25 protein-coding genes are annotated in these 25,780 nt (G+C 50.2%); 14 read left to right on the top strand and 11 right to left on the bottom strand.

What is annotated here, in order from left to right; translation table 11 throughout:
* Window positions 1-159: 159 nt before the first annotated feature.
* Window positions 160-549: a hypothetical protein gene (locus GVJ32_RS16060; protein ID WP_159241096.1), complete on the top strand. Its 390-nt coding sequence runs from the start codon at window positions 160-162 to the stop codon at window positions 547-549.
* Window positions 550-589: 40 nt separating this feature from the next.
* On the opposite strand, the gene GVJ32_RS16065 is transcribed toward GVJ32_RS16060, so the two are convergent.
* Genes GVJ32_RS16065 through GVJ32_RS16075 form a run of 3 tightly spaced genes read right to left on the bottom strand, consistent with a single transcriptional unit; the run spans window position 590 to window position 6,301 of the window.
* Window positions 590-1,516: a branched-chain amino acid transaminase gene (locus GVJ32_RS16065; RefSeq protein ID WP_159241097.1), complete on the bottom strand. Its 927-nt coding sequence runs from the start codon at window positions 1,514-1,516 to the stop codon at window positions 590-592.
* Window positions 1,517-1,552: 36 nt separating this feature from the next.
* A complete protein-coding gene (glnE, locus tag GVJ32_RS16070; protein WP_235035178.1) occupies window positions 1,553-4,474 on the bottom strand; it encodes a bifunctional [glutamate--ammonia ligase]-adenylyl-L-tyrosine phosphorylase/[glutamate--ammonia-ligase] adenylyltransferase in 2,922 nt (973 codons plus the stop codon).
* Between the two features lie 48 nt (window positions 4,475-4,522).
* Window positions 4,523-6,301, bottom strand: coding sequence for a GspE/PulE family protein (locus GVJ32_RS16075; protein WP_159241098.1), 1,779 nt, complete (start codon window positions 6,299-6,301; stop codon window positions 4,523-4,525).
* A gap of 162 nt (window positions 6,302-6,463) precedes the next feature.
* Here GVJ32_RS16075 and GVJ32_RS16080 point away from each other — a divergent pair, with 162 nt between their 5' ends.
* The 3 genes from GVJ32_RS16080 to argE all read left to right on the top strand — a co-directional run bounded on the left by GVJ32_RS16080 (window position 6,464) and on the right by argE (window position 9,699).
* Complete coding sequence (locus GVJ32_RS16080; RefSeq protein WP_159241099.1) at window positions 6,464-7,141, top strand: TIGR00153 family protein; 678 nt, start codon at window positions 6,464-6,466, stop codon at window positions 7,139-7,141.
* Between the two features lie 33 nt (window positions 7,142-7,174).
* On the top strand, window positions 7,175-8,437 hold the full coding sequence (locus GVJ32_RS16085) for an inorganic phosphate transporter (protein ID WP_159241100.1): 1,263 nt from the start codon (window positions 7,175-7,177) through the stop codon (window positions 8,435-8,437).
* Window positions 8,438-8,538: 101 nt separating this feature from the next.
* Complete coding sequence (argE, locus tag GVJ32_RS16090; RefSeq protein ID WP_159241101.1) at window positions 8,539-9,699, top strand: acetylornithine deacetylase; 1,161 nt, start codon at window positions 8,539-8,541, stop codon at window positions 9,697-9,699.
* Between the two features lie 34 nt (window positions 9,700-9,733).
* Here the strand turns inward: argE and GVJ32_RS16095 are convergent, their stop codons facing one another.
* Complete coding sequence (locus GVJ32_RS16095; protein WP_159241102.1) at window positions 9,734-10,774, bottom strand: AraC family transcriptional regulator; 1,041 nt, start codon at window positions 10,772-10,774, stop codon at window positions 9,734-9,736.
* 167 nt (window positions 10,775-10,941) lie between these two features.
* Between GVJ32_RS16095 and GVJ32_RS16100 the strand changes: the two genes are divergently transcribed.
* The 3 genes from GVJ32_RS16100 (at window position 10,942) to GVJ32_RS16110 (ending at window position 15,974) form a co-directional block, all read left to right on the top strand.
* Window positions 10,942-12,555: a GMC family oxidoreductase gene (locus GVJ32_RS16100; protein ID WP_159241103.1), complete on the top strand. Its 1,614-nt coding sequence runs from the start codon at window positions 10,942-10,944 to the stop codon at window positions 12,553-12,555.
* Between the two features lie 45 nt (window positions 12,556-12,600).
* Window positions 12,601-15,096, top strand: coding sequence for a TonB-dependent receptor (locus GVJ32_RS16105; RefSeq protein ID WP_159241104.1), 2,496 nt, complete (start codon window positions 12,601-12,603; stop codon window positions 15,094-15,096).
* A 269-nt stretch (window positions 15,097-15,365) separates the two neighbouring features.
* The gene (locus GVJ32_RS16110; protein ID WP_159241105.1) at window positions 15,366-15,974 is read left to right on the top strand and encodes a histidine phosphatase family protein; all 609 of its coding nucleotides are present in this window, start codon (window positions 15,366-15,368) and stop codon (window positions 15,972-15,974) included.
* A gap of 11 nt (window positions 15,975-15,985) precedes the next feature.
* Here GVJ32_RS16110 and GVJ32_RS16115 read toward each other — a convergent pair whose 3' ends face one another.
* The 3 genes from GVJ32_RS16115 to GVJ32_RS16125 are packed head-to-tail and all read right to left on the bottom strand — an operon-like array spanning window position 15,986 to window position 17,087.
* Window positions 15,986-16,333: a hypothetical protein gene (locus GVJ32_RS16115; protein ID WP_159241106.1), complete on the bottom strand. Its 348-nt coding sequence runs from the start codon at window positions 16,331-16,333 to the stop codon at window positions 15,986-15,988.
* Between the two features lie 2 nt (window positions 16,334-16,335).
* On the bottom strand, window positions 16,336-16,782 hold the full coding sequence (locus GVJ32_RS16120; RefSeq protein WP_159241107.1) for a hypothetical protein: 447 nt from the start codon (window positions 16,780-16,782) through the stop codon (window positions 16,336-16,338).
* 11 nt (window positions 16,783-16,793) lie between these two features.
* The gene (locus GVJ32_RS16125) at window positions 16,794-17,087 is read right to left on the bottom strand and encodes a DUF883 family protein (RefSeq protein WP_159241108.1); all 294 of its coding nucleotides are present in this window, start codon (window positions 17,085-17,087) and stop codon (window positions 16,794-16,796) included.
* A 155-nt stretch (window positions 17,088-17,242) separates the two neighbouring features.
* Between GVJ32_RS16125 and GVJ32_RS16130 the strand changes: the two genes are divergently transcribed.
* From GVJ32_RS16130 to GVJ32_RS16140, 3 genes are read left to right on the top strand one after another with little or no spacing between them, the layout of a single operon-like run.
* Window positions 17,243-17,419 carry a DUF1328 domain-containing protein gene (locus tag GVJ32_RS16130; RefSeq protein ID WP_159241109.1) on the top strand — a complete coding sequence of 59 codons (177 nt, stop codon included), beginning with the start codon at window positions 17,243-17,245 and terminating at the stop codon, window positions 17,417-17,419.
* A 55-nt stretch (window positions 17,420-17,474) separates the two neighbouring features.
* Complete coding sequence (locus GVJ32_RS16135; RefSeq protein WP_159241110.1) at window positions 17,475-17,675, top strand: CsbD family protein; 201 nt, start codon at window positions 17,475-17,477, stop codon at window positions 17,673-17,675.
* Window positions 17,676-17,727: 52 nt separating this feature from the next.
* On the top strand, window positions 17,728-18,285 hold the full coding sequence (locus GVJ32_RS16140; protein ID WP_159241111.1) for a BON domain-containing protein: 558 nt from the start codon (window positions 17,728-17,730) through the stop codon (window positions 18,283-18,285).
* A gap of 107 nt (window positions 18,286-18,392) precedes the next feature.
* On the opposite strand, the gene rpmG is transcribed toward GVJ32_RS16140, so the two are convergent.
* From rpmG to radC, 3 genes are all read right to left on the bottom strand, one after another.
* Window positions 18,393-18,563, bottom strand: a complete 171-nt coding sequence (gene rpmG, locus GVJ32_RS16145; protein WP_008252729.1) for a 50S ribosomal protein L33 — start codon at window positions 18,561-18,563, stop codon at window positions 18,393-18,395.
* 11 nt (window positions 18,564-18,574) lie between these two features.
* Complete coding sequence (gene rpmB / locus GVJ32_RS16150; protein ID WP_159241112.1) at window positions 18,575-18,811, bottom strand: 50S ribosomal protein L28; 237 nt, start codon at window positions 18,809-18,811, stop codon at window positions 18,575-18,577.
* Between the two features lie 197 nt (window positions 18,812-19,008).
* Window positions 19,009-19,683, bottom strand: a complete 675-nt coding sequence (gene radC / locus GVJ32_RS16155; RefSeq protein ID WP_159241113.1) for a RadC family protein — start codon at window positions 19,681-19,683, stop codon at window positions 19,009-19,011.
* A gap of 110 nt (window positions 19,684-19,793) precedes the next feature.
* On the opposite strand from radC, the gene coaBC reads away from it, so the two are divergent.
* The 4 genes from coaBC to slmA all read left to right on the top strand — a co-directional run bounded on the left by coaBC (window position 19,794) and on the right by slmA (window position 25,125).
* Window positions 19,794-20,999 (top strand): bifunctional phosphopantothenoylcysteine decarboxylase/phosphopantothenate--cysteine ligase CoaBC, encoded by a 1,206-nt coding sequence (coaBC, locus tag GVJ32_RS16160; protein ID WP_159241114.1) that lies wholly within the window; start codon window positions 19,794-19,796, stop codon window positions 20,997-20,999.
* 91 nt (window positions 21,000-21,090) lie between these two features.
* A complete protein-coding gene (locus tag GVJ32_RS16165) occupies window positions 21,091-23,526 on the top strand; it encodes a phosphomannomutase/phosphoglucomutase (RefSeq protein ID WP_159241115.1) in 2,436 nt (811 codons plus the stop codon).
* Between the two features lie 42 nt (window positions 23,527-23,568).
* Window positions 23,569-24,480 carry an acetylglutamate kinase gene (argB, locus tag GVJ32_RS16170; protein ID WP_159241116.1) on the top strand — a complete coding sequence of 304 codons (912 nt, stop codon included), beginning with the start codon at window positions 23,569-23,571 and terminating at the stop codon, window positions 24,478-24,480.
* A gap of 60 nt (window positions 24,481-24,540) precedes the next feature.
* Window positions 24,541-25,125 carry a nucleoid occlusion factor SlmA gene (slmA, locus tag GVJ32_RS16175; RefSeq protein ID WP_159241117.1) on the top strand — a complete coding sequence of 195 codons (585 nt, stop codon included), beginning with the start codon at window positions 24,541-24,543 and terminating at the stop codon, window positions 25,123-25,125.
* Between the two features lie 2 nt (window positions 25,126-25,127).
* On the opposite strand, the gene GVJ32_RS16180 is transcribed toward slmA, so the two are convergent.
* Complete coding sequence (locus tag GVJ32_RS16180; RefSeq protein WP_159241118.1) at window positions 25,128-25,778, bottom strand: hypothetical protein; 651 nt, start codon at window positions 25,776-25,778, stop codon at window positions 25,128-25,130.
* Window positions 25,779-25,780 lie beyond the last annotated feature (2 nt).

Genomic DNA, 25,780 nt, shown 5'->3' on the forward strand with positions numbered 1-25,780 from the left:
ACAAAAAAGATGAATACCGTCTTACTAAGTAACAGGATTCTAACCACGAGGTGAGCATAAATCCACCAACGATGTCTGACCAAGCCCTGATCTAGCATTAAGACTTTGTCATGTTAAACTCGCCAAGGCCCGCAACCAGCCCAAGAGAATAAGACCCACATGCGTACACACGCCATTTTTTGCACGTTATTCAGTCTAACAATAGCGCTTACCGCCAGCTGTGCCAGCCGACCAAGCCAGCAAAAACCCGTCGGCAAATTTGAAACAACTATAAAAGCCGGAGATATTCGCCTTTTCAGCTACAGCCAACCCCTATTCCGCGAAAAAGCCCGCCCGATTACCGCTAGAAACAGACAAGAGGATGGCACTGGCAAACCACGGGAAGACAGCGAGTCGCAACTAAAACGAACCCTGCACGACCTAGAGCTAGATCCACGACTGCAAGAATACTGTCCTGCAGGACATATAGTGATAGACCAATATGCAGTATTAAATGATGTGGTGATTCGTGGAGAATGCAAATACGGCAAGGAACAAGCCATTAAATAAACGCCGCAGCAAGAACTGCTACGGCGTTTTAAAGAGGATCTTAGCTAACAGGCGTTAGCCATTCAGGAAACTCTTCACGGCGACCTTTAACTTGGTCGAAATACATATTTTGCAGCAAGTTAGTTACTGGGCCACGCGAACCTGAGCCAATTTTCCGGCCATCTAGTTCACGAATCGGCAGTACTTCAGCCGCCGTACCAGTAAAGAAGGCCTCGTCAGCCACATAAACTTCATCGCGGGTAATACGCTTCTCTTCCACTTTCAAGCCAAGCTCGTTGGCAAATTCGAAAATGGTGTTACGTGTAATACCGTCTAAGCAGCTTGTTAGCTCTGGGGTGTACAGCTTGCCATTGCGAACAATAAAGACGTTCTCGCCACTACCTTCCGCAACATAGCCTTCGTTATCTAACAGCAGGGCTTCTTCGCAGCCGCTATCCAGCGCCTCACGTAATGCCAACATCGAGTTGATGTAGTGGCCGTTAGCCTTGGCTTTACACATAGAGATATTAACGTGATGGCGCGTATAGGACGAGCAACGCACTTTAATGCCGTTGTCGCGGGCGTCAGGGCTCATATAGCTCGGCCAATCCCACGCGGCAACAATCACATGCATTTTAAGGTTGTCGGCACGCAGGCCCATACCTTCTGAGCCGTAAAAGCACATGGGGCGCAAATAGGCTTCTTCTAAGCCATTTTCGCGTACTACCGCGCGCTGTGCTTCGTTAACCTGCTCTTTGGTCACGCTCATTTCCATACGCATAATATGCGCAGACCGGAATAAACGGTCTGTATGCTCTTGCATACGGAAAATACAGGTGCCACGGTCGTTTGTTTTGTATGCGCGAACGCCTTCAAACACACCCATACCGTAGTGCAGTGTATGAGTTAAAACGTGAACCCGCGCGTCGCGCCAAGGCACCATTTCACCATCAAACCAAATCAGGCCGTCACGATCAGCCATAGACATCGTGTGTTACTCCTCAACAAATTCAGGCAAATACCATTATGGAGACAACATCAGTTGCTGCCAGAAACGGCTGACAATTTCCCGCTCTGTACCCAATGCCGTTTCGGCTATCAGCCCTTTTTGCTCTTGTAAGCTGAGGCGATGCGCCTGACTGCGGAACGCCTTGTAAGCGTCAATCAGTGTCCGGGTATCCGCTGCCGAAATCAGGCCCTGTTCGGACAGTGATTCCAGTATGCGAATATTATCAGTGTAGTAGGTAAGCGGTGGGTGCTGTTGCGACCATGCTAAAACCGCATATTGCACCATAAATTCAATATCAACGATACCTCCAGTACCTTGTTTAATATCAAATTCCGCATTTTTATTGCTGGCAGACAGCAGATGGTCACGCATTTTCTGGCGCATCGCCACGACTTCGGCCTTAAGCACCAAAATGTCGCGTGATTTACTGAGAATGCCGGCTCTTAAATCGACAAATTTTTGCGCCAAATTATCATCGCCGGCCACGGCTCGCACACGAACCAAAGCTTGATGCTCCCATGTCCACGCTTGAGTATGTTGATAGTCACTAAACGCGGTAAATGACGACACCAGCAAACCAGAATTACCCGACGGCCGCAGTCGCATATCCACTTCGTAAAGGTCGCCCAATCGGGTTGTCGCGGTGAGGATATGAATAATGCGCTGCCCAAGGCGGGTAAAAAATGTTCCCGCGTCTAGCGGCCGCTCACCGTCACTGACATTTGTTGAGGGCAGGTCATGCAAAAATACGAGGTCGAGGTCTGAGCCATATCCCAGCTCAAGCCCTCCCAGCTTGCCGTAACCCAATATAACAAAATGCCGCTGATCATCCCCCGCGGGCACTGGGCTGCCATGCTTGTCTATTAAGTTTTGCCAGGCGATATCGAGTACCGCATCTAATACCACTTCGGCAATATAGGTCAGGTAATCGCTGACCTTCATCAGCGGCAAGCTTCCGGTGACCTCAGACGCCGCAATCTTTAACACATGCGCCAGGCGAAAATAGCGCAGCGCCTCCATTTGCGCCTCAAGATCATTATTCTCGATACGCAATAAGCGTTGTCGCAACTCGCTGGCTAAACCGGCCTTTTCTGGCACAGAAAACAGGCTGTTGGCATCTAACAACTCATCTAACAGCACGGGCTGAGCGGCCAGCTGACGGGCGATCCACGGGCTGGCATCACACAGTTCAACAAGGCGCTTGCGAGCACCCGGGTTTTCAATCAGCAGTACTAAATAGGCGGTTCGGCGCAGTACCGCCTCAATCAGCGGAATTAATCTCAGTAAGGTTGCCGCCGGCGACTCGGCATCGCACAAGTCTTCTAAAATCAGCGGTAAAAAATCGTATAGCCGATCGCGACCACTGCCCTGCATACGCAACACACTGGCGCCGCTAAGCAGGGCAACCAATAATCGCGCCGCTTCGTCGGCATCGTCGAAACCGGCCTCTTCCAATGTTTGGCGCACCGAGTCTTTATCCAGCTCATCTAACATCGTTCGCCAGCGATTATTGCTGAGATGCTGGCCGTCGGGTTCCGTTTCTGGCGGCGCAATGACATTGGCAAAGTGAGTCGCAACCCCTTGCCGATGCTGCTCAAGCGCAGATAAGAAGGCAGCGACATCGTCGCCAAAGCCCATCGTAAAACTCAGCGCCACCCTCGCTGGATCGGCATCTGGCAACTGCTGGGTCTGCTCATCTCGCCATGCCTGAATCGCGTGTTCGGTATTTCGCAAAAATCGATAGGCCTCTTGTAAGTCGTCAACTACGGACTCTGGCAGATAGGCCATTTGGGCTAGCTCAGGCAAAATCGTCTGTAGCTGCAAGGCCTGCAAAGCTGGCTCTTGGCCGCCACGGATTAATTGGAAGCACTGAGCAATAAACTCAATTTCACGGATACCACCGGAACCGAGTTTAATATTGTCTTGTAGATGCCGGCGCGCCACCTCGCGCTGAATCATGGATTTCATATCTCGCAGTGATTCAATTGCTGAAAAGTCCAAATAGCGGCGATATACAAAGGGCCGCAGCTGAGTCAGCAAGCGCTCACCCTCACGGCGATCACCCGCAATACAGCGCGCCTTAATTAGCGCATAGCGCTCCCAGTCCCGCCCCTGATCTTGGTAATACTCTTCCAAGGCGTCAAAGCTAATCACCAGCGGGCCGCTTTGCCCATAAGGCCGCAGGCGCATATCTACGCGGAATACAAAGCCGTCAGCAGTGCGAGCATCTAGCGCCTTGATTAAACGCTGACCAAGACGAATAAAAAACGCCTGATTGTCGTCGCTGCGGGCTGCGCCAACGGTGTTACCGGCCTCTGGATAGGCAAAAATAAGGTCGATATCAGAGGACAGGTTTAACTCGCCGGCCCCCAATTTACCCATCGCAATCACCACCAATTGCTGGGGAGTACCATCGGCTGAGCGAGGTTCGCCGCGTTCGACAACTAGCTGCTTATGCAAAAATGCCAGCGCCACTTCGACACAAGCATCGGCAAGCGCCGACAAATCTCGCACCGTTTCCTCCATCGCAGCTAAGCGATTGAGGTCGCGCCACACAATGCGCAGCCAGTGGCGATTTCTAAAATCTCTCAGCGCCTTAGCCAAGTCGTCGGCATTGACGCACTCAGCGCAAGAAACACCCAGCTCTTCAATCCACGCCTTATCTGGTAAGCATGCACTCAAGGCATTATTTGCAAATAAGTCGGGAAGCCATGTAGGGTGTCGCTCACACAAATCTGCCAATGCGGGGCTGCCAGCAAAGGCCGTCAGTAAATACTGACGCTGATCAGACTCCGCAAACGCCGAGTACCAAGCGCGCTGATCAGCGTCACAGCGATCCAATAGTCGCTGCCAATACCGCTCTACCTCACTGGCCAGTATTGCCGGCAGTTCTGCCTCCAAAATATCTAAACTACGATGTCGGCTTGGCGCCATCATTGTCACATCCTTACTCGGTATTATTTTCGTTACAGCGTAAAACTGGGCTCAACCCGCCTGCACCGGAGGTGCCACCCTTAGCACTTCGGCAATGGTGGTTTCGCCCCGCGCCACTTTTTGCGCACCGCTTAATCTGAGGGTTCGCATACCATTTTTCATGGCCATCCGCCGCAAATTATCGAGCTCAACATCATCACCTATCGCAGCTTGAATCTGGCCCTCTACGGGTAAAATTTCATAAATACCCTGACGACCATAGAAGCCGGTATTGCGGCACTCTAAACAACCCGGTGCGTGATGAATTTGGGCCGGGGGGCTAATTTTCCACGGCGCAGTTAGCGTCGTCCATTCGGTTTCATCTAAAGCAACCGGCTCCTTGCAATGCGGACACAGGCTTCGGACTAGGCGTTGTGCCATCACGCCAAGCACCGTCGCCCGAATTAAATACGCGGGAACGCCCAGCTCTAACAGCCGAGTCACCGCTGACGGCGCGTCGTTGGTATGCAAGGTTGAAATTACCAAGTGACCGGTCAAGGCCGCTTGAATCGCCATTTCGGCGGTTTCTAAATCGCGGATCTCACCAATCATAATGATGTCGGGGTCTTGCCTTAATAAAGCGCGAACACCGCCGGCAAAATCGAGATTGATATTGTGCTGCACTTGCATTTGGTTGAAGGCATCTTCAACCATCTCAATTGGATCTTCGATGGTGCAAACATTTACTTCGCTGGTCGCGATCTGCTTCAAGCTGGAATATAAGGTGGTGGTTTTACCCGACCCCGTCGGCCCCGTTACCAGCACAATACCGTGGGGAGAACGAATCAAACCGTCCCAGCGCTGACGGTCGTCACCGCGCAAACCCAGCTCGTCAAAGCTTCGCAGCAAAACCTCAGGGTCAAATATGCGCATGACCATTTTTTCGCCAAACGCCGTAGGCAATGTCGAGAGCCGCAGTTCAATTTCGTCGCCATGGGAGTTTTTGGTCTTTAATCGGCCATCTTGAGGTCGGCGCTTTTCCGCCACATCCATCCGCCCCAGTATTTTCAACCGACTCACCACCGCCGTCAGTACCGTCGCCGGCAATTCATACACGTTATACAGCACACCGTCTATGCGAAAGCGCACATTGCCCTGCTCGCGGCGCGGTTCGATATGAATATCGCTGGCGCGTTGGTCGTAGGCATATTGCAATAACCAGTCAACGATATTAACGACGTGGCCATCATTGGCATCTAAGTCCTTGAGATTGCTGATTTCCAGCAATTGCTCCAGATTGGTATTGGCCTGCCCTCCACGCCGGCTATCGCCCGTGGCACCGCGCACCGATTTTGCCAAACTGTAAAATTCGACCGTAAATCGGTCTATCGCCTCAGGGTCAGCGAGTACACGCCGAATAGGGCGGTGCACAACCTGCTGTAAATCTTTTTCCCACGCGTCAATAAACGGCTCGCTACCAGCAATAACCACTTCTTGCTTTGACACCGCCACCGCCAAAATACGATGACGCTGGGCAAAGGCAAAGGACATCACCTCGGTAATCGCCGGTACGTCTATTTTTAATGGATCTATGCGCTGCGGAAGTTGCTCGCAACTCCCCGACAGCCATTCAAGTAAACGATCCATGGTAAGCACGCGCCCCACACGGCTGGCATCTGGCAGTTGTTCGGCGGCAAGATAATTAAGAACATGCTGGGTTTTATCACCAATACGCGGTGGATTAGGCCGCACACGCTTTGCCACAGGAGCGTCCAACAGTCCGTCTTCTACGAGTTGCCTAATAATGGATGCAGCCTCTAGCGGTCCGGTTTTATTGATATTGCTGTGCATATAAGCGTAAACCCTATGATCGATATCGCTATCATTATGGCAAGTCATCAGATCTTAACAACTGTGCGAAAGGATACTAGTGACGTTTATTCACTGGTGACCCTTGGTCGAGGCCCGTATAATTCCGGCCACTTAACGTTCGACTACAACAGGAGTTGCACCGTGCCCCTAAACTCGCTTGGTAATTTATTTGGTAAATCACCGTTTGCGCCGATTCAGGAACACATGAAGCAAGCAAAAAATTGTGCTGAAGCTTTAAAGCCTTTTATAAACGCCGCATTGGAAGGTGACTGGGATAAAGCCAGTAAAGCACATGGTGTTATTGTCGATCTTGAAAATGAGGCCGACAAACTCAAAAAGCAAGTACGCTTGCAGCTGCCAAGCAATCTATTTCTACCAGTTCCTCGCGCAGACCTCCTCGATTTAGTTAGCATGCAAGATCGCATTGCCAACTGCAGCAAAGACATTGCCGGACTGATGCTCGGGCGGCAAATGAAGATCCCCGAACAACTCACCAAAACGATGGGCGAGTACGTAGATTTGGCCATCGCCACGTCTGCCCAAGCCATGAAGGCCATTGAAGAGCTTGATGAGCTACTTGAAACCGGCTTTCGCGGTCGCGAGGTCAAACTCGTTGAAACACTAATCGAAGAGCTTGATCGCCTAGAGCACTCGGCTGACAAAGTACAAATAACTATCCGCGCTGAGCTCTATTTAATCGAAAAAGAATTACCGCCTGTTGACGTCATGTTCCTATATCAAACCATTAACTTGATTGGTGAACTGTCTGACAAATCACAAAAAGTAGGCTCACGTCTGCAAATCATCATCGCGCGTTAAAACGCGGATATTTTGCCTAGATAAGGAACTCACATGTCAATTATTGCTGAACACGGGCAACTATTGCTGATTTTAGCTTGTTTATTCGGCTTCTTCATGGCCTGGGGTGTTGGCGCAAACGACGTCGCCAATGCAATGGGAACGTCTGTTGGCGCTAAGGCGCTCACTATTAAACAGGCGATTCTGATCGCAATGCTCTTTGAATTCTGTGGTGCCTACCTCGCAGGCGGCGAAGTCACTGAAACCATTCGAAAAGGTATTATCGATCCCGCCTTTGTATCTGGAAATCCCGACCTTTTAGTGTTTGGCATGCTGTCATCCCTGCTCGCTGCTGCGGTTTGGTTGTTTGTCGCTAGCCTCATGGGCTGGCCGGTATCGACTACCCACTCTATTGTTGGCGCGCTGGTGGGCTTTGCCGCCGTTGGCATTAGCCCCGACGCCGTTGAATGGGGCAAGGTGGGCCAGATTGTGGCTAGCTGGGTAGTGTCACCGGTGCTCGCCGGCACTTTATCCTTTGGCTTATTTTTAAGTGCTCAGCGCTTAATTCTCAACGCCGCCGACCCATTTGCCTCGGCAAAAAAATACATCCCCTATTACTTGTTTTTAGTGGGCTTCATGATCTCCATGGTCACCATGACCAAAGGTTTAAAGCACGTTGGCCTCGGACTCGACTTCAATGAGTGCATCATGTACTCCTTTGTAGTCGGCATTATAGTGTCATTGATCGGCCAGCTATTTATGCGTGGCATCAAAGACACCCCGGCAGATGCGAGCACGTCTCGCTTTGCCGGTGTTGAACGCATGTTTGCCGTATTGATGGTATTCACGGCCTGCGCAATGGCCTTCGCCCACGGCTCAAACGACGTCGCCAATGCCATCGGCCCCGTCGCCGCCATCGTTAGTGTGATTCAATCTGGCGGTGAAATTGGCGCCAAATCTTCTCTACCACCATGGATTCTATTAGTGGGTGCGGGCGGTATTGTCTTTGGTTTAGCTACCTACGGTTTTAAAGTAATTGCGACCGTTGGCACCAAGATTACAGAGCTAACACCTAGCCGTGGTTTTGCAGCGGAACTGGGTGCGGCATCTACTGTTGTTATTGCATCGGCAACGGGCCTCCCCATTTCTACGACCCATACGCTGGTCGGCGCGGTATTAGGTGTCGGCTTAGCCCGCGGTATTGCGGCGCTAAATTTGAGCGTTATCCGCAATATCTTTATGTCGTGGATTATTACGCTGCCAGCCGGCGCGGGACTGGCAATATTATTCTTCTTTATTTTAAAAGCACTGTTTTAGTTCATTCGCGTTAAGCCTCTCGCAGCGCAAACAAAGCCACTGGCTTTGTTTGCGCGACTCGCTACAATGGCCCGTTACCTAACAATTAGCGCGGACTCATCGTGGCAAAATCAGCAAACACCCCCAGCATTCTGTCGATGATGACAGCACTTGTTAAACTCCCCTCCGTCAGCTCAACACTCCCCAGCTGCGATATGGGCAATATCCGCGTTATCGAGCAACTGGCCACATGGCTAGAACCGCTGGGCTTTGCTATTCACATTCAGCCCATTGCCGGCCATAAAGACAAAGCCAATTTAATCGCCACCCTCGGCAGCGGCAGTGGCGGCCTCGTACTTGCCGGCCACACAGACACGGTGCCGTTTAACGAATCCCTGTGGAATAGCGATCCCTTTACCCTCACCGAACGCGACAACAAGCTATACGGACTTGGCAGCACCGATATGAAAGGCTTCTTCGCCATTGCCATCGAAGCCTTAAAACCGTTTCTAGACCAAACTCTAAAAGCGCCCCTTATCATTCTGGCCACCGCCGACGAAGAAAGCAGCATGGACGGCGCGCGCTCATTAGTGCAATCCGATCTGTCTGGCGCTCGCTACGCCGTGGTGGGCGAGCCAACCGGCCTAAAACCCATGCGCGCCCACAAGGGCATAGTGATGAAAGGCATCACCATCAAAGGGCGCTCCGGCCATTCGTCCAACCCCCTGCTAGGCAATAATGCACTGGACGCCATGCACGAAGTCATGACCGGACTCATGCAATTACGCCAAGAGCTGGCGCAAAAATACCAACATCCCGGATTCTCAGTGCCCACTCCGACCATGAATTTTGGCTGTATTCATGGTGGCGACAATCCCAACCGTATTTGCGGCCAATGTGAGTTGCACTTTGATATTCGCACCACACCCGGCATGAACAACGACGAACTCGATGCCATGATTCAAAAAATCCTCACCCCGGTGGCCGAGCGCAGGGCTATCAACATCGGCTTACGCGCCTTAATGCCCGGCTTAGCCGCCTATGAAGAACCCGCGAATTCAGAAATTGTCACCCTCGTAGAACAACTCACCGGACAAGCAGCAGGCACCGTCGCCTTTGCAACAGAGGCCCCCTTCTTTCAACAGTTAGGCATGCAAACCATTGTGATGGGGCCGGGCTCCATAGACCAAGCACACCAACCAGACGAGTTTATGGCGCTAGATCAGATCCAGCCGACTATCGATGTTTTACAGCAGATGATTAAGCGCTTTTGTGTAAACTAAGTGTCTAGATGGTATTTATCATTGCCTAGCCAACTCAGCCATGGGCCGCTATCCGCAGCCTATAATCCGTTGGCGAACACTCGAACCAGCGCTTAAATACTCGGCAAAATCCTGCGGTATTAGCGAATCCTAATAAAAACGAAATCTCGGTAATACTGTAGGCTGTACTGCTCAGGTATTTGCTAGCTAATTCTTTGCGCGCCTTATCAAGCAATTGTTGGTAGCTGGTGTTTTGCTGCTGCAGCTTGCCCTGCAATTTACGGGAGCTCATATTTAGGCGCGAGGCCAGCCTATCAACGCTCAATTCACCATTGGGCAATTCATTTAGAATTTGACGGTAAAGTTCGTCCTCAAAAGCCGGCGACATATTTTTGATAAATGACTCGGTGATTTGATCGTGCTGCTTGGCCAGCGACTCATTCGCATACCTAACGGGGCGTTCCAAATCCGCAATGCGATACATAAGTGCCTCACGCGGCTTGCCAAACGCTATTGGACAGCGGAAGGCATTCTCATATGGCTTGCTATCTTTGGGCTGGGGCTCGCATAGCTCAACACTGATAGGGTTGAGGTCCGCATCCTCAGTGATTTCCCGCATCATACTTACCACGCCAAAGGTAAAGGCATTGATGGCGGCAAAAGGCAGCAACCTAATATCGTGAATATCGCGATCAACATTCACTTCAAAACGGCAGTTATCCCCGACAAAACTCATTTCGATGTAACCCGAGTCCGAAATAATCGCGCTGTGTCGCTGAAAGCGCTGCAAGGCATCACCGACGGTTTTGCTTACCAAAATAGCCATGCCCAAGGCATGAAAGCTGTGTGCCTTCACATAGCCACCGAGCTGAATACTGAAACTCTCGGTGCCGGTTGCCGCTATCGCCAAGGGGTATAAATGCCGGAGTTTAATATCGGGAATACGGGTATCCGGGGCTATAGCTTCTTCGTAGTCTAAATCCACCTGCTCAAATAGCGGACGCGGATCAATATTCGCATCTTTTAAACATTCGCTAAGAATACGACCCCAAGTACCGGTAGTCGTTTGTGTCCCAGGCAACCATGGCTTGCTCATTGACGGCATTGGCTCTTTATAATTTTGCGTAAAAGGATAACAAGTCTGCGCTGAATGAAAAACGTCGACATGATTTAAACTCTATTATTCTCACTCAAAAAGCTGGTTAGCGTCTTCATTTCGCACAAATACCCGCCAGCACATAATAATTTGGGGAGAGATTCAACATGCCGTTCGAAACCTTCGACTACATTATAGTCGGTGCTGGCAGTGCTGGCTGCACCTTGGCTAATCGCCTAAGCGAAAGCGGCAAATACAGTGTGTGCCTGATAGAGGCCGGCGGCAATGGCAATAGCCCCGTAGTCAAAGCACCTGCGGCCTTGGTGTTGATGATGCGTTCAAAAATCAATAACTGGGCGCTCCAAACCACCCCTCAAGCGGGTTTAAATGGCCGCCGCGGCTACCAACCCCGCGGCAAATGCCTCGGCGGTTCCAGCGCCATCAATGCCATGCTGTATGTGCGCGGCCACCGCAACGACTACGACACTTGGGCGGCGCTAGGCAATAAAGGCTGGAGCTACGACGACGTACTACCCTACTTTATTCGCTCTGAATGCAATGAAACCTTTGGTCATGATCAAGAGTTTCACGGTAATGCCGGCCCGCTAAATGTAGCCGACTTGGCCTGTCCTAGCCCGCTTAACGAGGCCTTTATTCGCTCAGCTCAAGAACAGGGTCTTCCCCATAACCCCGACTACAATGGCAAAGAGCAACACGGTTGCTTTCAATATCAGGTCACCCAAAAGAATGGCGAACGCTGGGGCGCCGCCGCTGCTTACTTGCGCCCAGCTATGAGCCGATCCAATGTTAAGGTCGTCACCAATGCGCCATTCAACAAAATCATATTCGAAGGTCAGCGTGCCGTCGGCCTGAGCTACTTTCAAGGCGAGCAAATTCAAGAAGTTCGCGCTCGGCGAGAAGTCATAATCAGTGCCGGCACCTTTGGCTCTCCACAGCTTTTGATGCTATCTGGCATTGGCCCAGCAGAAACCCTGCAAAAACACGGCATTAAAATACAAAAGCACCTCGTCGGCGTAGGCCAAAATCTGCAGGACCACATCGATTACACCACTGCCTATAAAACCAACTACAACCGTGACACCTTTGGTATTTCTATGCGCGGTTCCGCTCGTGTCGCTGTTGGTGCAGCACAGTGGGCCACTAAGCGCGAAGGCATTATCACCACACCCTACGCTGAAGCCGGTGCGTTTGTTCGCTCAGAAGAAAATCTAAGCGAGCCGGATTTACAAATGGTCTTTGTCGTCGCCGTAGTAGATGACCACGGCCGCAAAATGCATTTAGGTCATGGCTATAGCTGCCACATCGAAGTACTACGCCCCAAAAGCCGAGGCGAAGTCAGCCTAAACTCCCAACATGCCTTAGACGCACCGCGCATTGATCCACAATTTTTAAGTGACCGCGACGATCTCGAACGCCTTATAAAAGGCGCCAAATTTCAATCGAAAATATTGGAGTCTGCACACTTTGCAAAATACCAACCGAAGCTAATTTACCCCGTGGATTGGCAGGACGACGCCGCCATCGAAGCCGACATCCGCAACCGCGCCGACACCCAATATCACCCCACCAGCACCTGCAAGATGGGGCCAGACAGCGATCCAATGGCGGTAGTCGATAACACCCTAAAAGTGCGTGGTGTTGAAGGCCTGCGCGTAGTAGACGCCTCTATTATGCCCAACATCATCGGCGGCAATACCAACGCCCCCACAATAATGATTGCAGAAAAAGCAGCCGACATGATTTTGCAGTCTGCCCAATAAAATTTTAAAAAAACTATATTTCCCATACAGCCTGGAGCAAAAAAAATGAACCATCTAATAACAACAAAGCCATTCAAAAAATTAGGTCTGCTGCTAGCAATAGGCAGTGCTTACGCACCCACTAGCTACTCCCAAGTATTAGAAGAAGTGCTGGTTACCGCTCAACGCCGAGCGGAAAGCGTCCAAGATACACCGGTGGCCATTACCGGCTTAGCAGATAGCGCTTTAGATAAGCTAGGCTTTGAAAACGCCAACGATATTTCTGCACAAGTCCCCAATATGCAGGTGAGCGGGCCTTATGGTGAGGTGCAGCCGATATTTGCAATACGCGGTGTAAGCATGTCTGACTACAGCTCTAACCAAGCCAGCCCCATTGGTGTCTATGTAGACGAAGCCTATTTAGGCGCGGTGTTTACCCACGGCACCAGCTTTTTCGACGTAGAACGTCTAGAGGTATTGCGCGGCCCGCAAGGCACTTTATACGGAAAAAACACCACAGGCGGTGCTATAAATATCATTACAAAAACCCCAATTATTGGCGACCCGCTGGAAGGAAAAATTAAAGCTGGCGTTGGCAATTTCGGTATGAGTAATCTTGAGGGCGCAATTGCGAACACCTTGATTGACGAAAAGCTAGCGGGGCGATTCGCATTTAAAATTAAGGAAAATGACGGTGTTCAAGAAAACTTAGGTGCCGGCGAAGATCGCGGCATGCTCGGCTTTAGCGCTGCACGTATGTCCTTAAACTGGCAAATCACCGACGCCTTAAACGGAGTTTTCAAATTTACCCACGCCAAAAACAGAGGCAATATGAAAGTGCCTCGCGCCGAAGCTCGTACCGATATCCGAGGATTAGAGGCCGTAAAATTACCCACCAACCCCTACGACTCTAACGGTTATATCGATTACACCGGCTATGACCGCAGCGCACGTAATCTTGACTGGAATCAAGTAGAAGACAATACCGGTCATAGAAACCGCAATGACTTCGACATGGATCTATTTATCGGCACATTAAATTACGAGGCAGAAAAATACTCGCTCATATCGGTCACCTCGTTTTACGACACCCAATTAGATAAATTCACGAATGACGATGGCGGCCCGACCCGACTATTAGAAATTGATTGGTATACCGCCAGCCGCTCCTTCTCACAGGATTTCCGATTTGTATCGAACTTCGATGACAATTTCCAAATTATCGGCGGCCTATATTACGGTCTCGAAGAATTAGAAATGCATAATATTTATGAGTTATTTGGTGATCTTTTAGACCCCCGCGCAGCGATCGCCAAACCCGACTTAGCAGGACAGGCACCCTTCGTTCTTGATTTTGGCGCCGTCGATCAACGGCAAGATACCGAAAAGGAAACGCTTGCGGCCTACACCCAAATTCGCTTCGATATTTCGCCTAAATTCGGCATTGATGTTGGTCTTCGCTACACCCAAGATACCAACCGGCTGACCTACATCAACGTTTCCCGCGTTGGCCTAGATGGCACGCCACGAGGTACGTTCTTGCCCGGCAACACCACTGGCTATGACCAAGCCTTTGTGCCGGTTTTTCTCCCGCCCATTGTTAGCGGTGACCCGAGCGCAATTATCAGCTTCCTCACCAACCCGACGAGCTACCTAACCCAATTAACAGCCTACGGCTTACCCGGCTATACCGAGGGGCCATACACACTGGAAAGCGGGCCTAAGCAGAAATCTACCGAACAAGAGTGGACGGGAAAAATTGGCGCGGATTACCGCTTCAGTGATGAGTGGATGGTTTACGCCAACTACAGCAAAGGCTATCGCGCCGGCGCCTTTAACAGCGGCATTTACTATGAGGCTCGCCCCTTAGATTCGTCCTACGCGGCACCTGAGTACATCGACGCTTACGAGATCGGCTTCAAAGCAGACTTACTCGACAATAGCCTCCGCATTAATGCCGCGGCCTTTATGTATGAATACACCGACCAACAATTTATTAATGTGGTGGGAATATCTAACTTCCTAGAAAACGCAGGCGCCTCAGAAATTATTGGTGCCGAAGCTGAAATTTGGTGGCGCGCCTCTGAACGCCTCACCATCCAACTTGGTGTTGGTATATTAGAAACCGAGTACACCGACATAGAGCTACGCGATACCAGCACCTTGGCAGACCTTGATGACACGATAAAACTAGATGGCAACGAGTTGATCTCGGCACCGCCGCTTAATGTGAGCATTTCTGCAGACTATGACATTTACACTGGCGACAGCGGCTACCTCTCGCTCAACCTAAATGCCAACTATCAAGATGAGCAGTGGTTTAGCGCTTACAACGATGCAGCCGGTTACGAGCAGGGTCGTGAAGACGCCTACACCATCTACAACGCAAGACTGGGATGGTACGACAACGACGGGCGCTACCAAATCGCCCTCTGGGGTAAAAATATTACAGACGAGGAATACAAAACCTATAGCATTAATTTACAAGCTAGTTTTGGTATCGATTACTACATGATCGGCGACCCAATGATGTATGGACTCGAAGCGACATATAATTTCTAAATTTACTCGCATCCAGGCTTTGGGGCGTATTCGCCCCCTTTTTGCGTCTTTGTAGATTGAATCTATTCCGAGAACAGCAATATTTTTACACCTGAAATTAGAGCCCTCCCGCCAGCGTGCCCAAGTATTCTTTGCTTTGGCACGCCTTCCTCAAGTTACCTTTTACCCCGCAGTCATGGCAAGCCACGCTTGCTTCACTTACTATAAAGGAATTATTCACCGCACAACGATATTCGTGCTGCCTTATAATTAAAATGGTTTGTGTAAAAATGACGCAAGGAAAAATTTACTTTGTTCGCCACGGACAAACTTACGCCAATATCGACAAAGTATGGCACGGCCAAACCGACACTGAATTAACACCAGAAGGTTATGAGCAAACGCGCAAGCTAGGCGCCTATTTTAGTCACTACATCACGCCGACCATCATATACAGCAGCCCCTTACAGCGCGCCCGGATTACTGCTGAAGCAATCGGCCAAAGTTTTAATCTTGAAGTAATACAAGATCCGCGATTAATGGAGCTGGACCTTGGTGACTGGGAGGGTGAAACCTTTGAAACATTAAGCAGCACTGGAAATAACACTTTACACGAATTAGTGCACAACCCCGATTTCTGCAGCCCAAATGGCGAATCTCAGAATGTGGTAAAAGCACGTATGCTTGCGGCTATTAAGGACATAAACGAGAAACATCAAAATGAGAGCGTCGTCATTGTTTCTCACGGCGTCGCGATCAGTATTGCGCTTGCCCACTATCTCGACGACGATACAACTCAGTGGCCAAAATACAGTAAAAGTAATACTGCTTTTTCAGAACTTTGTTTAAGTAGTAAAAAATTATTACGCTTTAATCAAAGCAATCATCTTACCGTATAAACATGGCACGGTTATAACGGCGTCTTTTTAGGCGCGCTCTCATAACGGCGACGAATCGCAATCAGAAATCGACTCACCTGTCGGTCTAAAACATCGACAACAATCTGCCGCCAAATTGGAGTTTTACTACTAACTTCATTCTTGCATTGGCTATTACCACTATCTCTATTCGTTTTTTCGCGACGAGAAAAGAAAATACCAAGGCAAAGACCACCAACAAGATACTCAGGCTTAGCGATTTTATTAACTAACTCAGCGCGATATAGCTCACTTCGGCGACTGAGCATTTCCTTGTCATGAATTTGCTGCGCCTTCTTCTGCTTAATGGCATCTAATAACTGTGACTCAGCACTCGCCATGATTAATCTCCTCCCTTTGTCGCAGATCTCACACCGCCAGTATTTTTGGTCAATGCCGATGGCGTAAACTCGCCAATACATCGACGCAAAGCACGCCAACAACACCAACCCAAGGTTAAACTCGCCAAGCTAGCGAGCAACATTCCAGCGGCAAGTGATAAACCTGCCTGCATCATCACGCCGACAAGCGCAGCTAAAATGCCAAACCATCCAGCGAGTAATAACATGAACACGGCCAAACTCAGCACCAGCAATTTGCAAAACAGCAACAGCCAGCGCTGCCCATGTAACTCCGCCAGCGTTAAATACCCAGCCAAATAATCACGGTAAGAATCCAACAACGTCGCCATCGACTCGTCGCTTGGTATTGAAGACGGCTCTTTGTGACTTTCCGCCTCTTTTAACAAAGCATCAGCCAAGGCCTGCCCTTCATCACGTACTACGCTCATCGATATTCCAATTATTTACGAAATAGAAATGCGAGTACGGCGCCCAATAAAAAAGCGATGCCGATACTTTTTGTCGGATTCTCTCGCGTGTAATCCCCCACCGCAGATGTCACCGCTTCAGATCGTGACTTAGCCGATTGCGCAAGCTTGTCCGCATGCTCACGCAACTCATCGGCAAGCTGAGTTAAACGCTCTTCACTACTACCCGCAACGGCTGCAGCACGGTCAACCGCCTCATGAACCTTCTCTGCAGCTCCATCTATTTTTACATGCGCTTTATCACTCGTTGCTGTTGCATTAGCCATATTGATTCTCCATTTATTAACAGAACACTAAATAAGTGTGGTCATTGTGTGGACAATACAATCCGACCAAAGTTTTCATTCACAATAAAAACGAAATTTGAACTTATTTTTTAATCGATGTCGGAATTAACACTGCAACAAAAAAGGAAATTATTATGCTGGGATGGTCACTTGTATTTTTTCTTGTTGCCATAGCCTCTGCAGCACTTGGCTTTGGTGGCATAGCAGGCACAGCGGCGGGTATTGCTAAAATTTTATTCTTTATATTTTTAGCGCTGCTTGTTATTTCTTTATTAATGCAAATTTTGCGAGGAAGGCCTCCACGGCTGTAATCGCATTTTACGTTGCCACTAACGGCAAAACACACCTTATCACGAGGAATATTTTATGAATCAGGATATCGCAGAAGGTAAATGGAAACAGCTAAAGGGTCAAATCAAAGAGAAATGGGCTGACTTAACTGATGACGACATTGATTGTGCACAAGCTAACAACGAGCGTTTTATTGGCGTAATACAAGAGCGCTACGGCTTGGCAAAAGACGAAGCCAAAAAACAATTTGAAGAGCTTAAAAAGAAAGTTTCTTGAAATTATTTTTAAATAGATAACATTTTCATCTATCAGATTCATGGAGAAGAATATGACTATCAAAAGAACATTAGCAAGCGCTATTGTGCTTTCATCGATTAGCATCACCCCGGTCTTGGCTAATGATTGGCAAGGCAAAACAAATGATGCATGGCTCGACGGGAAAGTTGAAACAGCCTTAATGCTAAACAGCGAGCTTAATAACTTCACAATCGACACCGACGTCAAACAGTCAAAAGTGACCCTGAAGGGCACGGTAAACAGCGAGATTGAAAAAGACCTCGCTGGCCAAATTGCCGAGAATGTCGACGGCGTGAAATCTGTAGACAATAAACTTATGGTGGACAAAAACTACACCAGCAAAGCAGAAGAGACCGGCAAGAAATTTAGCCGTACGTGGTATGACTTAACTACTACTGCGGGTATTAATATGAAATACGCATCCAATGACGACATTGAAGCCACCAGTATCGATGTCGACACTAAAAATGGCATGGTGGTATTAACTGGCACGGTTAAAAGTGACACCGCCCACGACTTAGCCATAGAAATTGCCAAAGGCTTTGACCACGTAAATGACGTTGAAGATAACCTCACCGTCACTAACTAAAACTCACACCACTTAAGCCCTGCAGGCTTTAGTTTCCCCCTAAATTCTGCAGGCATAAAAAAACCGCGCAATGCGCGGTTTTTTTATGCACGCCTTAAAACCAAGAGTTACTTGATTTTAGCTTCTTTGTACATCACGTGCTTACGCACCACTGGATCGTATTTTGAGAATTCAAATTTATCCGGAGTGTTACGCTTGTTTTTAGTGGTCGTGTAGAAGTGACCAGTACCCGCACTAGAAACCAAACGGATTTTATCGCTTGCGCCTTTCTTAGCCATGACCAGTCTCCTTAGAATTTTTCGCCACGGGCAGTAAGTTCTGCTAGCACAGACTCAATACCTTTTTTGTCAATGATACGCATGCCTTTGCTAGAAACACGCAAAGTGACAAAACGCTTGTCTGCTTCAACCCAAAAACGATGGCTGTGCAGGTTTGGCAAAAAACGACGACGAGTGCGGTTTTTTGCGTGTGATACATTGTTTCCGGTTACCGGACGCTTGCCAGTAACTTGACATACTCTAGACATGATAGTCGCCTCTTCAACCTTTATCCGTAGTGACGGTGCAAAAGGTTTTATAAAATCAGGTTCAAACCGGGCCGCCGCGTGTTTCTGACAATACTCGGGTGCCCTGAGAAATTGTAGCATCCCGGACACGGCCCAAATGGAGCGCGACTTTATACCAGAACAAAGATCAGCAAGCAAGTTTTATGCAGAAATTTTCCTTATATTAATCCGCGCTCGGCCAGCGAAATCACCTCTGGACCCGCTACCACACAGTGATCTAACAAGCGCATATCCAGCAGGGCCAAGGCATCGCGGATTCGACGGGTAATCCGAATATCGGCATCACTAGGCTCAGCCACACCCGATGGGTGATTATGCGCCACAATCAGTGCCGCAGCATGTAATTCCAGTGCCCGTCGCGCTATCTCACGGGGGTAAACTGCTGCGCCATCAATCGTGCCGTAAAACAATGGCTCGTAACAGAGTAGCTGATGCTGATTGTCGAGGTACATCACCGCGAACACCTCCCGCACCTCATTCCGCAGCTGCGCCAATAAGAATTGTCGTGTCGATGCCGCACGGCTAAACACCGGACGCTGCTGAAGCGCCTCCGCCAAATAGCGACGAGACATTTCGACCACAGCCTGCAATTGCACAAACTTGGCATCTCCAAGGCCGTGAGAGGCACAAAAGCGCTCACGACTAGCCGACACCAAGGCACTGAGCCCGCCGTGCTCCTGCAGCAGCTCTCGAGCCAAATCCACCGCCGACTTCCCCCTAACGCCAGTGCGCAGAAAAATCGCCAACAATTCTGCATCTGCCAACGCCTCGGCACCGCGCTGCAATAATTTCTCTCGCGGCCGCTCGTCCTCCGGCCAATCGGTAATCGCCATAACACCCTCCTTGGTGAGCATGGATTATCAACACCGCCCGACCTCGTGGTAGTCGGCAGCGTCGATAAGCTTCATAATAACGCCATACTGATCAATAGTGACACGGTGATATGAAACAACTCGGCAACCGGCATATTCTTCTCGGCGTTACCGGCGGCATTGCGGCGTATAAAAGCGCAGAGCTGATAAGACGTTTAAAAGATCACGGCGCAGATGTAAGAGTCGTCATGACTGCTGCAGCGATGGAGTTTATTACACCACTGACACTACAAGCTCTGTCGGGCAACCCGGTTCATACCACATTGCTAGACCCTGAAGCCGAAGCCGGCATGGGCCATATTGAACTGGCGCGCTGGGCAGACCTTATTTTAGTCGCCCCCGCCAGCGCTGATTTTATGGCTAGACTTACCAACGGCCGAGGCGACGATTTACTCACCACCCTATGCCTAGCCACCGCAGCACCGATTGCCCTCGCCCCAGCGATGAACCAAGGCATGTGGCGCGACCCCGCAACCCAAGCCAATGTCGCTACCCTTACCGCTCGCAACATCGCGTTATATGGCCCAGCGGCGGGCGAACAAGCCTGTGGCGATATTGGCCCCGGCAGAATGCTAGAAGCAGAAGAACTCGCCGCACATGCGGCCAGTATTTTTAACTCCCGCGCCCTAGATGGCGTGCACCTCACCATTACCGCCGGCCCCACTCGTGAAGCCATTGATCCCGTTCGCTACATTAGCAATCATAGTTCCGGAAAAATGGGTTACGCACTTGCCGCTGCAGCCGCAGATGCCGGTGCGATAGTGACGTTAATCAGCGGACCAACCAATCTTGCCTGCCCAGAACGAGTGACTCGACTCGATGTCATTAGCGCCCAAGATATGTTCGACACCACCATGACCACCCTCGACAATTGCCAGCTTTTTATTGGTTGTGCTGCGGTAGCAGACTATCGCCCTAGCGATGTTGCGAGCCAAAAAATCAAAAAAGACAATGACAGCATGCATATTGAGTTAGTGCGTAACCCCGACATTGTCAGCACCGTGGCCAAGCACAAGCAGCGGCCAATCACCGTTGGCTTTGCCGCAGAAACCCAAGATCTTGTTCACTATGCTCGCGGCAAGTTAGAGCGTAAAAACCTCGACCTGATTATCGCCAATGACGTTTCCAATACCGCCATCGGATTTAACGCCAATGACAACGCCGTTACCGCCATATGGAAGGACGGCGACTGCCAAATTCCGCAAATGGGTAAGAGCCAGCTCGCCACCCAATTGATTAGCCTGATCGCCGAAAAATTCTTTGCCGCGAAAAACTAGACAGACCGCGCCAGCACTACCATTATGACGCTACTAGGATCGCCAAAATCAGAATAAAACCATCGCCTGCAAGGATCAGATAACTGCTGCAATGAAAAAAAAAGCGCCCACCGCCAAGACTCCCCCCCGTAACCGCGCCCCTCGATTTTCCGCTAATCAGCGCGACATCGTCATTTCAGCGCTGCTCTGTATTGGCATGGTATTCGGCGCATTTTATTGGATACAACACGTTGAAGAGCCCCGCGCACTACACCAACGAATAGACACCGTCACCTCTAATATCGCCGACCATCAACGCGGTATTGTTCGCGATGTTATCGACCAACTAGGCGACAGAGTAAGCAAACAAACCGCCAATCCAGAACTGCTCGCCGCGCTTGAGCAGGGTAATATCAGTGACGAAAGCCTATTTACACAAAGCCTGCAGCGCGCATTCCCAGAAGCACTCGACACTAAAATCATCTATATCGGCAAGCAAGGTATTGCCGATGAACGCAGCGAAACCCAGCGCCTACGCAACAACATCGAAATCGATATGCTGCGCAAAAGCATTGAGAAAAAAAGCCTTATTATTGAAGCCTATAAACACGAGAAGCAATGGCTGATCTCCTTTGTTAAAACCGTTAGCAAACACGGCGCGGTTTACGTTACCTTCAATGCTCAATACTTTGAAAAAATGCTTAAGAGCCTAGCAGGCAATGCGGTCAGCATAGAACTAATCCAAACCTACAAAGCCCGTCGTGACAGCGTTATTAAACCCTCTGCGATCAGCTATCCAGACGCCATGCAAAGCCGCCCCCTATCTGTGCCAGGCTGGACGCTACAGGTATATCCACAAGAAATTACCGTGCAAAGCCTCAGTTCAGACAGCACCCTGCTATGGCTAATCTGCGTACTTTGCGTTGCCCTCATTGCGGGTAGTCACGCCATTTTCTTTGTGCGTAGCTACCAAATCCCAGCCGCACCCAAACCAACACCCAACGTGCCAACGGCAAAAACGGCACCAACACCGAGCCTTGAACAAGCACTCGCCAAAAAGCTCGCGACGAGCCGCCAAGGCAATTTGCCAAAACGCGACAATTTCCCAGCACCAGACGGCGCGCCGCCACTACCCGAATTGCATAGCGCTGAATCCAAGCCACCTGCCAAGGCGGCAAGCCTCGCCGTGAACTGCTTTCGCGCCTACGATATTCGCGGCATTGCCGACACCGAGCTAAACGACAATACTTGCTTTGCTATCGGCCGCGCCGTGGGCAGCGAAGCGCTCAACCGCGGCCAAACAAAACTACTCCTAGGGCGAGACGGCCGCCTGAGTAGCCCGCGTATTCACGACGCTTTAATAAAAGGCCTGCTCAGCACCGGCATTGATGTCACCGATCTCGGCCTACTCGCTACGCCAATGCTTCACTATGCCTGCCAAGACCTGAACATTGGCAATGCCATCATGATCACCGGCAGCCACAATCCCGGCCACTACAACGGCATGAAAATTAGCTTGGAATTTAAATCGTTGAGCTCACGGGACATCCAAGCACTGCGCCACCGTATCGACGCCCAAGAATTTGAAACTGGAAACGGTCGCTTAGACAGCGACAGCATAGAGCAGCGCTATATCGACCGCGTCATCAGCGACGTCGTCATAGCCCAAACCCTAAAAATCGTCATTGATGCCGGCAATGGCGCAACATCAAATATTGCCCCCACGCTATTTGAAGAATTGGGCTGCGAGGTTATTCCCTTATTTTGCGAAATCGATGGCGACTTTCCTAACCACGCCCCTGACCCCACCGTCGAGAGTAATTTAAGCGCACTCAAAGCCGCCGTGGCAGAACACAGCGCAGATATTGGCATTGCCTTCGACGGCGACGGCGATCGTGTCGCCATCGTCACCGCACAGGGCCGTAGCCCCGCCGCAGACCAATTGCTAATGGTGCTCGCCACCGACATGGTCGCACGCAATCCCGGTGCAGAAATTCTCTTCGACATAAAATGCTCCCGTCTACTCTCTGAGCTAATCGTAGATGCCGGCGGCCGCCCCACTATGTGGAAATGCGGCCACTCCTTTATGAAACAAAAAATGGCCGACACCGGCGCACTCTTGGGCGGCGAGTTCTCTGGACATATTTTTTACAAGGAGCGCTGGTATGGCTTTGACGACGGCATGTATACCGCTGCCCGTCTGCTAGAAATTCTCACCCTGTCAGGCCTCACTATGGATGAAGCGCTAGATAGCCAGCGTACGCTAATTAGCAGCCCAGAAATTTTGATTCCCGTTGCCGATGAGCGTAAATTCGCCCTTGTTGAAACCTTTGCAGAAAACCAAAATTTCGCCGACGCCGCGCTGATAAATATCGACGGCCTGCGGGTTGAGTTTCGCCAAGGCTGGGGGCTAATTCGCGCCTCAAATACCGGCCCCGCAATTACCATGCGTTTTGAAGCCGAAAGTGAGGCCTCACTCGCAAGGATTCAAAATGACTTTAAGGATTTGCTGCTAAGGATTGATCCAACGCTGGCAGATAGTCTTTAATAGGCGTCCTTTTTTCAGCCACCGACTTTACGAGAATTCATCATGTCTATGAGTCGCTCCGCCGCAGGCGATGTCGCCCGCGTACTTACCGAAGCTCTTCCTTACATTCAGCGCTTCACCAATAAGACCATTGTGGTCAAATTTGGCGGCAACGCCATGATCGACGACAAGTTAAAGGAGCAATTCGCCCGCGATATCGTACTGATGAAACTGGTTGGCATGAACCCCATTGTGGTTCACGGCGGCGGCCCGCAAATTGGTGACCTACTGAAACGCTTGGCCATCGAATCCCACTTTGTAGACGGTATGCGCGTCACCGACACCGCCACCATGGACGTGGTAGAAATGGTGCTCGGCGGCTCGGTTAACAAAGAAATTGTGTCTCTACTAAACCGTAACGGCGGCAAGGCGATTGGCTTAACGGGCAAAGATGGGCAGCTAATCCGCGCTAAAAAACTCAAAGTTACCCAGCGCACACCCGACCTAGCCAAAACCGAAATTATTGATATCGGCCACGTCGGCGAAGTCGAAAAGATCAATACCGAAGTCCTAGACATGCTGGTGAACAGTGACTTCATCCCCGTTATCGCACCAATAGGCGTGGGCGCAGATGGCGCGTCATACAATATCAACGCCGACTTAGTCGCAGGTAAAGTGGCCGAAGTCTTGAAAGCTGAAAAGCTGATGCTATTAACAAATATCGAAGGCTTAATGGATAAGTCTGGCAAAGTACTAACCGGTCTTAGCACTGAGCAAGTGAACGACTTAATTGCTGACGGCACTATTTACGGCGGCATGCTACCCAAAATAGGCTGCGCGCTCGACGCTGTTAACGCTGGCGTTACCAGCGCCCATATTATTGACGGTCGCGTTCCTCATGCAGTACTGCTAGAAATTTTTACCGACACTGGCGTGGGTACACTTATTACCAATAGCCAAAAATTACTCGGTTAAATTAGCCGACAATACTTTACACAGCGAGGGCTCTGCGCCCACTAAGGTCAGCTACACCCTATGAACAAACGTCCTTCACGGCGCGAAGAAATCTTGCAAGCCCTCGCCACCATGCTGGAAACCCAACCGGGCGCGCGCATTACCACCGCCAAACTGGCCGCCGAAGTCGGCGTGTCAGAGGCGGCGCTGTACCGGCATTTTCCGAGCAAGGCAAAAATGTTCGAAGGCCTCATTGAATTTGTAGAAGACGCCATCTTCAGCCGCGTCAGCCTGATTTTAAAAGAAGAAAGCCAAAGCATCGCGCAAATTGGCCATATCTTGCAGCTATTACTTGGCTTTACCGAACGCAACCCCGGTATTACTCGTATTTTCAACGGCGACGCACTTGCCGGCGAAAATGAACGCCTGCGCAACCGCGTAGTGCAATTTTACGACCGCCTAGAAACCCAGTTAAAAACCATATTACGTGAAGCTGAATTACGGGAAGGTTTGCGTACCGTCATTACGGTGAATAGCACTGCAAATTTACTGCTATCTGCCGCCGAAGGCCGCATTGGCCAATTTGTACGAAGTGATTTTAAACGCCAACCCACTGAACACTGGGACGAACAATGGCAGCAGCTCAGCGCGGCGATTTTCCGCTAGAGCTACTTACGGGGGGCGTAATACTGCATACGCTTTTCGACCTGTTCCTGCAGATGGGCAAAGCGCGCTTTATCGCGCTCGTAATTATTCGCCACACTATCCAGCTCCAGCGTTCTGCTGTTTATGTGCTGTTCAGTGGTTGTCACTTCTCGCCGCAGAGAAGCCAAGGTCTCCATCAGTGTCTCCGGCACATCTTGGCCACGGCGCTCTAGCTCCGCGGCCTCACTCTGGTTCTTTAGTATTTGTTGCTTAATCGTCGACAAATTGCTTTTTAGAATAGAAATTCTAACTTTGATGTCATTCAACGCCCGCACCTTAGCAACCTCAATATCTTGAACACTGCTGTAACGGAGCAATAGGGATTCGTCCCATTTACGGGTCTTAGCATCTGCCTCGGCTCTGGCGGCGGCAACTTCCTGCTCTAAGGCGCGAGCCTTAAGATCTGCCTCACTCAGCCTTGGGGGAACGGTCTTCACCACAGAACCATCAATACGAATGACATCGTAGCCACGAGGCACCGCGTCTGGCGGCACACTGCTGTCTATAACCACCGTGCCATTGGTACTTGGGTAACGATAATAGAGGGTTTCCGCCGACAAGGGCACCCCTACTAACATCAACATTACTGACAAAACCCAAGGACTCGCAGCCACAA

It is taken from the genome of Zhongshania aliphaticivorans (assembly GCF_902705855.1).
In the GTDB taxonomy this organism is placed as follows: Bacteria; Pseudomonadota; Gammaproteobacteria; order Pseudomonadales; family Spongiibacteraceae; genus Spongiibacter; species Spongiibacter aliphaticivorans_B.

Excerpts from the sequence above, each read along its gene's own strand:
- GVJ32_RS16085 (WP_159241100.1), top strand. The coding sequence starts at position 7,175 with ATGTCAATTATTGCTGAACACGGGCAACTATTGCTGATTTTAGCTTGT.
- glnE (WP_235035178.1), bottom strand. The coding sequence starts at position 4,474 with ATGATGGCGCCAAGCCGACATCGTAGTTTAGATATTTTGGAGGCAGAA.
- GVJ32_RS16135 (WP_159241110.1), top strand. The coding sequence starts at position 17,475 with ATGAATCAGGATATCGCAGAAGGTAAATGGAAACAGCTAAAGGGTCAA.
- argB (WP_159241116.1), top strand. The coding sequence starts at position 23,569 with ATGTCTATGAGTCGCTCCGCCGCAGGCGATGTCGCCCGCGTACTTACC.
- rpmG (WP_008252729.1), bottom strand. The coding sequence starts at position 18,563 with ATGGCTAAGAAAGGCGCAAGCGATAAAATCCGTTTGGTTTCTAGTGCG.
- GVJ32_RS16110 (WP_159241105.1), top strand. The coding sequence starts at position 15,366 with ATGACGCAAGGAAAAATTTACTTTGTTCGCCACGGACAAACTTACGCC.
- radC (WP_159241113.1), bottom strand. The coding sequence starts at position 19,683 with ATGGCGATTACCGATTGGCCGGAGGACGAGCGGCCGCGAGAGAAATTA.
- GVJ32_RS16065 (WP_159241097.1), bottom strand. The coding sequence starts at position 1,516 with ATGTCTATGGCTGATCGTGACGGCCTGATTTGGTTTGATGGTGAAATG.
- GVJ32_RS16120 (WP_159241107.1), bottom strand. The coding sequence starts at position 16,782 with ATGAGCGTAGTACGTGATGAAGGGCAGGCCTTGGCTGATGCTTTGTTA.
- GVJ32_RS16100 (WP_159241103.1), top strand. The coding sequence starts at position 10,942 with ATGCCGTTCGAAACCTTCGACTACATTATAGTCGGTGCTGGCAGTGCT.
- GVJ32_RS16140 (WP_159241111.1), top strand. The coding sequence starts at position 17,728 with ATGACTATCAAAAGAACATTAGCAAGCGCTATTGTGCTTTCATCGATT.
- GVJ32_RS16115 (WP_159241106.1), bottom strand. The coding sequence starts at position 16,333 with ATGGCGAGTGCTGAGTCACAGTTATTAGATGCCATTAAGCAGAAGAAG.
- rpmB (WP_159241112.1), bottom strand. The coding sequence starts at position 18,811 with ATGTCTAGAGTATGTCAAGTTACTGGCAAGCGTCCGGTAACCGGAAAC.
- GVJ32_RS16095 (WP_159241102.1), bottom strand. The coding sequence starts at position 10,774 with ATGAGCAAGCCATGGTTGCCTGGGACACAAACGACTACCGGTACTTGG.
- GVJ32_RS16165 (WP_159241115.1), top strand. The coding sequence starts at position 21,091 with ATGAAAAAAAAAGCGCCCACCGCCAAGACTCCCCCCCGTAACCGCGCC.
- GVJ32_RS16075 (WP_159241098.1), bottom strand. The coding sequence starts at position 6,301 with ATGCACAGCAATATCAATAAAACCGGACCGCTAGAGGCTGCATCCATT.
- coaBC (WP_159241114.1), top strand. The coding sequence starts at position 19,794 with ATGAAACAACTCGGCAACCGGCATATTCTTCTCGGCGTTACCGGCGGC.
- GVJ32_RS16060 (WP_159241096.1), top strand. The coding sequence starts at position 160 with ATGCGTACACACGCCATTTTTTGCACGTTATTCAGTCTAACAATAGCG.
- slmA (WP_159241117.1), top strand. The coding sequence starts at position 24,541 with ATGAACAAACGTCCTTCACGGCGCGAAGAAATCTTGCAAGCCCTCGCC.
- GVJ32_RS16105 (WP_159241104.1), top strand. The coding sequence starts at position 12,601 with ATGAACCATCTAATAACAACAAAGCCATTCAAAAAATTAGGTCTGCTG.
- GVJ32_RS16125 (WP_159241108.1), bottom strand. The coding sequence starts at position 17,087 with ATGGCTAATGCAACAGCAACGAGTGATAAAGCGCATGTAAAAATAGAT.
- GVJ32_RS16130 (WP_159241109.1), top strand. The coding sequence starts at position 17,243 with ATGCTGGGATGGTCACTTGTATTTTTTCTTGTTGCCATAGCCTCTGCA.